A 6,000-nucleotide genomic window follows, 5' to 3' on the forward strand; every position below is an offset into this window, starting at 1 on the left:
AAAATAGTTGGTCAATCAAAAAAATAGTGGAAAATTCTTTAAACTAAATACTGAAAAGTTCAAATCTAAAAATTCGTAATTGATCAAAGGTCTCCGACTTTATAAGGCAATTGATTAAAAAACAGCTTCTCAAAATAATGCTTAAATTGAATCCCTTCGAAGTAGAAAGACAAAATTTGTTGGTAATTTAATCCCTGATTCGCCATTCCCATTGCTCCTTCTTGACAAAGTCCTACTCCATGACCAAATCCTTTTCCTTTGATAAGAACATCTTGACCATCGGGAGAACAGGAGAAATAAGTGGAACGTAATTTAAACTGATAACGTAAATCACGCAATGGAATTCCCAAATGCGGACTCAAATAAAATGCCTTTCTATCCACTTGATCGAAAGTGTAAATGATAGATCTGTACAAACTGTCTTCTATAGGATAGAAATAATTATTGACTAAGAATTTTCTCCATTCAATCTTTGGAATCCGCTTTTCCCAAGTAGCTTGACGCGTATAAATACAAAACGTATCTTTAAAAGGCTGTAAATAGGGAATCTCTTCCTTCCAAACATAATCAGAACTGCTGGTTTGTCCCCCGCAATTCGCATGAAAAAAACCTTCAACTAAGCTATTTGAAACTGTATCAATAATATAAATTCCATCAACGGCATTCACTGCTTTTCGAATATCGTCTGTGTAAATTAACTTGTTGTGATATGCTTGACAATGCACTTGATCACACAAATTAAAACCTTCTTTTTGGTGTCTTTTCAAGTATTTCAAAGCGTAAGTTCGTGAGATTACGGCTTGGGCTTTATAATATTCAATGTGCTTTCCTCCTCCACCTTCAGACTCTACCACTCCTCCCAAGTAGTGTTTGTAAGAAACATCATTGACGATTGTCAAACCTTTTGTTCCTGAAAAGATGATAAATCCATCGTTGTATTTCCTCTCATGTAGAACTGGAGCTCTTGGACGTAAACGCAAAACATTCTCATTTGAGGTTGGCTTTAAAGTCACTTTTTTAAAAGTCCCTAACACTCTAACTCCTTTTTTCAATTCAATCTTACTTCCAACTTTATTCAGTGAAACAAATTCATTCGGCAATAACGCACCAAAAGCAGTTGAATCACCATAAATCATATAACTTCCCTCATTGTAAGAAAAGTCAATGCGCTGTATGTTATGACCACGATATACACCAATTTGAATATCATTCCCAAGTACTGAAAATGAAGTTAAAAATAGAAATAAAAGGAAGGCTTTAAACTTCATCTTGCGAATTTAAGATAAGTAAGTATGGAAGAATTAAGTGAGAGGATTAATTATCAATTCGTAATTGTTAATTGGAGAAATAATTGATAATTGATAATTCACAATTGATAATTCTTGGAGTGGTCAGATGGTGTTGGAAAATGGTCTTTATAGATTTTGATGTAATAAAAAAACTTATCGGATTAATTAAAAGTATTTGTTATATTTAATACACCTAAATATCTGAATATGAAAGAAAATATCATCAAAAACAAAAGTTTTGCTTTTGCTCTCCGAATTGTAAAGTTTTATCAGTTCTTCACAGAATCAAAAAGAGAATATGTTTTGTCAAAACAACTATTACGTTCTGCCACTTCCGTTGGAGCAATGGTTAGAGAATCTGAACATGCTGAAAGTAAAGCTGACTTTATTCATAAATTATCTATAGGATTAAAAGAAGCAAATGAATCTGAATATTGGTTAGAATTACTTTATCAATCAAATTATATAGATGAAAAGCATTATAAATCCTTAACAAAAGATTTGTCAGAAATACTCAAGCTTCTCATTTCAATACTTAAAAAATTACGAAACAAATAAAGGTTAATTGATAATGACCAATTGATATTTAGCAAAGGTGTTGAAATAATCGTTAATTGTAAAAAGTAACAGTTAATTATCAAAAGTCCTCTCCGTCGCTCCCTCTCGATTCGTTTATTTTTAAACAATTTATCCTTTAAGAAGGAGCCAAAAAAACCTTATCATTTTAGAACTTTAAACCTTTTTTTTTGCGAGTCAAAATTATCAATTGTCAATTATAAATTATCAATTGTCAATTGTCAATTATAAATTATCAATTGACAGCAGCACTTGTGCAGCCGCTGTCTCACTAGCGCCGCCATGTCCAAGTATCTTCAACAAATCCGCATAATCTTTCTTCATTTGTGCATTCTTTGGTTGACCAGGCAAAATGAGCTTCAACTCTTTCTCAATCAACTTCGCATTGCATTCGTGCTGAATCAATTCTTTAACCGCTTCTTTCTGAAGAATTAAATTGACTAAACTGATGTAATCGACTTTAATTAATCTTTTGGCAATTTGATATGAAATCGAAGAACCTTTATAACAAACCACTTCAGGAACTTCGAACAAAGCTGTTTCTAAAGTAGCTGTTCCAGAAGTTACCAATGCAGCAGTTGCTATTGACAATAAATCGTAGGTTTCTCCGTGAATTAAATGAACATTTTTTGAGTGTTTCAAAAAAGGCTCATAAAATGAAGCCGGTAAAGCTGGAGCTCCCGCAATTACAAATTGATAATCATCAAACGCTGATAAACTATCCAACATAATTGGCAGTTTCGTATTGATTTCTTGTTTTCTACTTCCCGGTAAAAGCGCAATCACAGGACGTTTATCCAAATTGTGTTTTGCGTATAAATCTACTTTATCCGTTTTAGCTATAAATTGTTCAACAGCATCTAATAATGGATGTCCAACGAAAGTTACTTCCATTCCAAATTTCGCATAGAAATCTTTTTCAAATGGTAGAATGACTAACATTTTATCCACCACCTTCTTAATCGTATGCACACGGTTTTGTTTCCATGCCCAAATTTGTGGTGATATATAATAAATTACAGGAATTCCTTGCGCTTTTGCCCATTTAGCAATCCTTAAATTAAATCCAGGATAATCCACTAAAACTAAAGCATCAGGTTTGTATTTAAGAATATCTTTCTTACAGAATTTGATATTCGTTAAGATCGTTTTCAGGTTGGCAACTACTTCTATGAATCCCATAAAAGCAAGTTCCGAAATGTGTTTGACAGGCTCACCAACAACTGCGGCCATGTTATCTCCACCCCAATAGCGAAAATCAACATTCTTATCTTGTTGAAGAATTGCCTTCATTAAATTTGCTGCATGCAAATCTCCCGAAGCTTCTCCTGTTATGATATATAGCTTTTTCACAGTAAAATCAATAAAGCAATGATTACTGTTAGAACAATTGTAACTGTCACCAATCCTGTGGTAAACTTATCCCAACGCCATTGAAAATTTGTAAAATAGAACAAAAGTAAATTTGGAATTACCGAGAATATCAGCAAATCACTTCTATTATTAGGACTCGAATATAAATGATGATACAACTCACCTAAAGATTTCTGACCATGTTTCCATTGCCAAAAAACAACGAATCCAATTATAGTTAATCCAACTCCAAAAATGACTCCCATCTTTCGGCTGTCTAACTTTTTACCCAAATTATCTATAACTCCCATTCTTTCAGAATATATTTAGTGGCTGGTCAGAAACACAGCAAAATTAAAATTCCCATTCAGCGATTTCGCTAATGGTATGATACGCTGTCATATCAAATTGAGTTGGAACGACACTCACATAGCCATTATCCAAAGCCCAAATATCGGTATCTTCTCTCCAATCATCACGATTAAATTCACCTTTTAACCAATAATATGGCTTACCGAATTGATCAAAACGTTTATCAAAACTGTCCTTCCAATAAGCCTTAGCCTGACGACAAACTCTAATTCCTTTAATTTCTTCCGTTTTCAATTGAGGAATATTTACGTTTAAACAAATACTTTTTGGAAAATCTCCCTTTAAAGCACGCCTAACAACTTCTTTAACCGCCCATTGAGAAGCAGTGAAATCAGCATCAGAATCAAAATCTAACAGCGAAAATCCAATAGAAGGAATATCTTCCATCGCTCCTTCTACAGCTGCCGACATTGTACCAGAATACAATACATTTGAAGCACTGTTTTCTCCGTGATTAATTCCAGAAACCAACAAATCCGGCTTTCCTTTAATTACTTCAGCAATTCCTAATTTCACACAGTCCACAGGCGTTCCAGTACACGTATAAGCGTTATATTGCTCATACAACGGCGAACGCTCCAATCTCAAAACGTCATTTACCGTAATCGCATGCCCCATTCCCGATTGCGGTTTATCTGGTGCAACAATTACAATATCACCAAAAGACTCAACAGCTTCTATTAAACTTTTTAAACCTTTGGCTTGAATTCCATCATCATTTGTAATTAAGATAAGCGGACGTTTTTTCGACATATTTCTTCAATTTCAATTGAATGCGAAAATAATCATATCTTTTGTGATTGGATGTTTTGGAGGGAGGAAATTGGGAATTTGTTTGGAATAAGACTGATGTTTTTCACTTTCATTTTTTGGCCACCATTTCCGGCTACGCCCTTTAGTTTATTTGTACTTTTTGGCAAACAATGCTATTTGAGTGAGCTTCACAAGGTCGCTACCCTAATTAGCTTATTTGCAACAAAAATTACTGCATAAAGCTACCGGTCTTCTTCGGGGTGGAGTTTTAGGCTTCGAGATTTGAATTTTAACTGTATAATTAAACGTATATTATCCTTATAATTATACTCCTATAAAGTTGATAAAATATTTGTATTTCTTCTATAATCAATTGAAAAAGGCTTTAATTCATTGGTTTTTCGAATGAGATTATTGTTATATTTGATGGGAAAGATATAAGGGAAATATGCTTAATACGTATAGCGAATTGTTATGGGCAACTGACAATTACACTCAATAAAAAACCAGACACATTTGTTGAATAGCTTAAGAACATATCATATATTCATTTTTCTTCTGTCAGCAATGGCTTCTTCACTATCTATTGCACAAGAAGAGAAGGAAATTTATCATCCGTCTGAAATTTTTGAAGACCATTCATTTATAGGATTTACTCAAGTTTGGATAAAAGATAATATTGCTAAATATTTTGAAGTGATTGAGCATTCCTTTATCAAATCACCTAATAATCCACTCACTAAAGAAGAAGAAAATTATTTATTTCATCGGAAATTTCAATCTGTAAATGGTCAGATTTTCTCCTTAGACATTTTTTTAGATTCTATTTTCTTATTTACTGAATATACAAAGTCTATTAACCAAAAAAAGGATTCTATTATTACTTCTGGTAGATTAAAGCCATCTAAAACTAACTTTAGAAGGGAAAAGCTTGAATTACTTGACAGACATGGCGAAGATTCTATAGTTACTGTTAAGATACCAACTCTCGAACCCGATGGGTTTTGGTCGATAAACTTAGATGACAGATTGATGGATGTTGGTAAATATAAAGATGGGAAAAGAGAAGGAGAATGGCACACAATTATTGCAAAATATAGTGACAGAAAAAATCCTCCTATTGTATTGGTTACAGAGTATAAATCGGATAGTATTATAAGTCAGACTCATATAGATAAGTCAAATAATTTAGATTTTATAAAAGCAAATCTATTGGGCAAGTGGTATAATGAAGGAATGGATAGAGAAAATTTCAATAAATGTCACGACGACAATATTTGTAACGATTTTTATGTGAAAAATAAAGAAGATGCCTTTTATTACGGTAGACTTAGAGGTTTTTATAATTACTTTCTTCTTTTAGAAGATTATAAAATGGAGTATATAATCGGTTCAGCTTGTGGTACAGGAATCTTCTTGGAAGATAATGAGTGGAAGTTAAATAATGAGAAGTTAGTGTTAAACAGGACAGATTGGAATATCGAATATTTTACGGAGGATAGATTAATTATTTCAAAATAGGATTGCCCATAATCGAGTAGACGGCTCCGCCAGATAAACTGACGGAGTACGCCTCTCACACCACCGTACGTACGGGTCTCGTATACGGCGGTTCGTATCTTGGTGGATTAAACGACAAATGAAGTTCCAACATTCC

General features: G+C 33.3%; 6 protein-coding genes. 2 read left to right on the forward strand and 4 right to left on the reverse strand.

The window, feature by feature from the left end; all coding sequences use genetic code 11:
* Window positions 1-83: 83 nt before the first annotated feature.
* Entirely contained in the window at window positions 84-1,268 is a 1,185-nt protein-coding gene (locus ERX46_RS15985; protein ID WP_130094871.1) for a SpoIID/LytB domain-containing protein, read from the reverse strand.
* Between the two features lie 228 nt (window positions 1,269-1,496).
* Between ERX46_RS15985 and ERX46_RS15990 the strand changes: the two genes are divergently transcribed.
* Complete coding sequence (locus ERX46_RS15990) at window positions 1,497-1,847, forward strand: four helix bundle protein (RefSeq protein ID WP_130094872.1); 351 nt, start codon at window positions 1,497-1,499, stop codon at window positions 1,845-1,847.
* A gap of 243 nt (window positions 1,848-2,090) precedes the next feature.
* Here ERX46_RS15990 and lpxB read toward each other — a convergent pair whose 3' ends face one another.
* The 3 genes from lpxB to surE are packed head-to-tail and all read right to left on the reverse strand — an operon-like array spanning window position 2,091 to window position 4,343.
* A complete protein-coding gene (gene lpxB, locus ERX46_RS15995) occupies window positions 2,091-3,218 on the reverse strand; it encodes a lipid-A-disaccharide synthase (RefSeq protein ID WP_130094873.1) in 1,128 nt (375 codons plus the stop codon).
* Window positions 3,215-3,529 (reverse strand): hypothetical protein, encoded by a 315-nt coding sequence (locus tag ERX46_RS16000; protein WP_130094874.1) that lies wholly within the window; start codon window positions 3,527-3,529, stop codon window positions 3,215-3,217. The genes lpxB and ERX46_RS16000 overlap by 4 nt, the downstream gene beginning before the upstream one ends.
* Window positions 3,530-3,572: 43 nt before the next feature.
* Window positions 3,573-4,343, reverse strand: a complete 771-nt coding sequence (surE, locus tag ERX46_RS16005) for a 5'/3'-nucleotidase SurE (RefSeq protein WP_130094875.1) — start codon at window positions 4,341-4,343, stop codon at window positions 3,573-3,575.
* 567 nt (window positions 4,344-4,910) lie between these two features.
* Between surE and ERX46_RS16010 the strand changes: the two genes are divergently transcribed.
* Complete coding sequence (locus ERX46_RS16010) at window positions 4,911-5,864, forward strand: hypothetical protein (protein WP_130094876.1); 954 nt, start codon at window positions 4,911-4,913, stop codon at window positions 5,862-5,864.
* Window positions 5,865-6,000: the final 136 nt, after the last annotated feature.

It is taken from the genome of Brumimicrobium glaciale (genome assembly GCF_004152935.1).
Lineage (GTDB): Bacteria > Bacteroidota > Bacteroidia > Flavobacteriales_D > Crocinitomicaceae > Brumimicrobium > Brumimicrobium glaciale.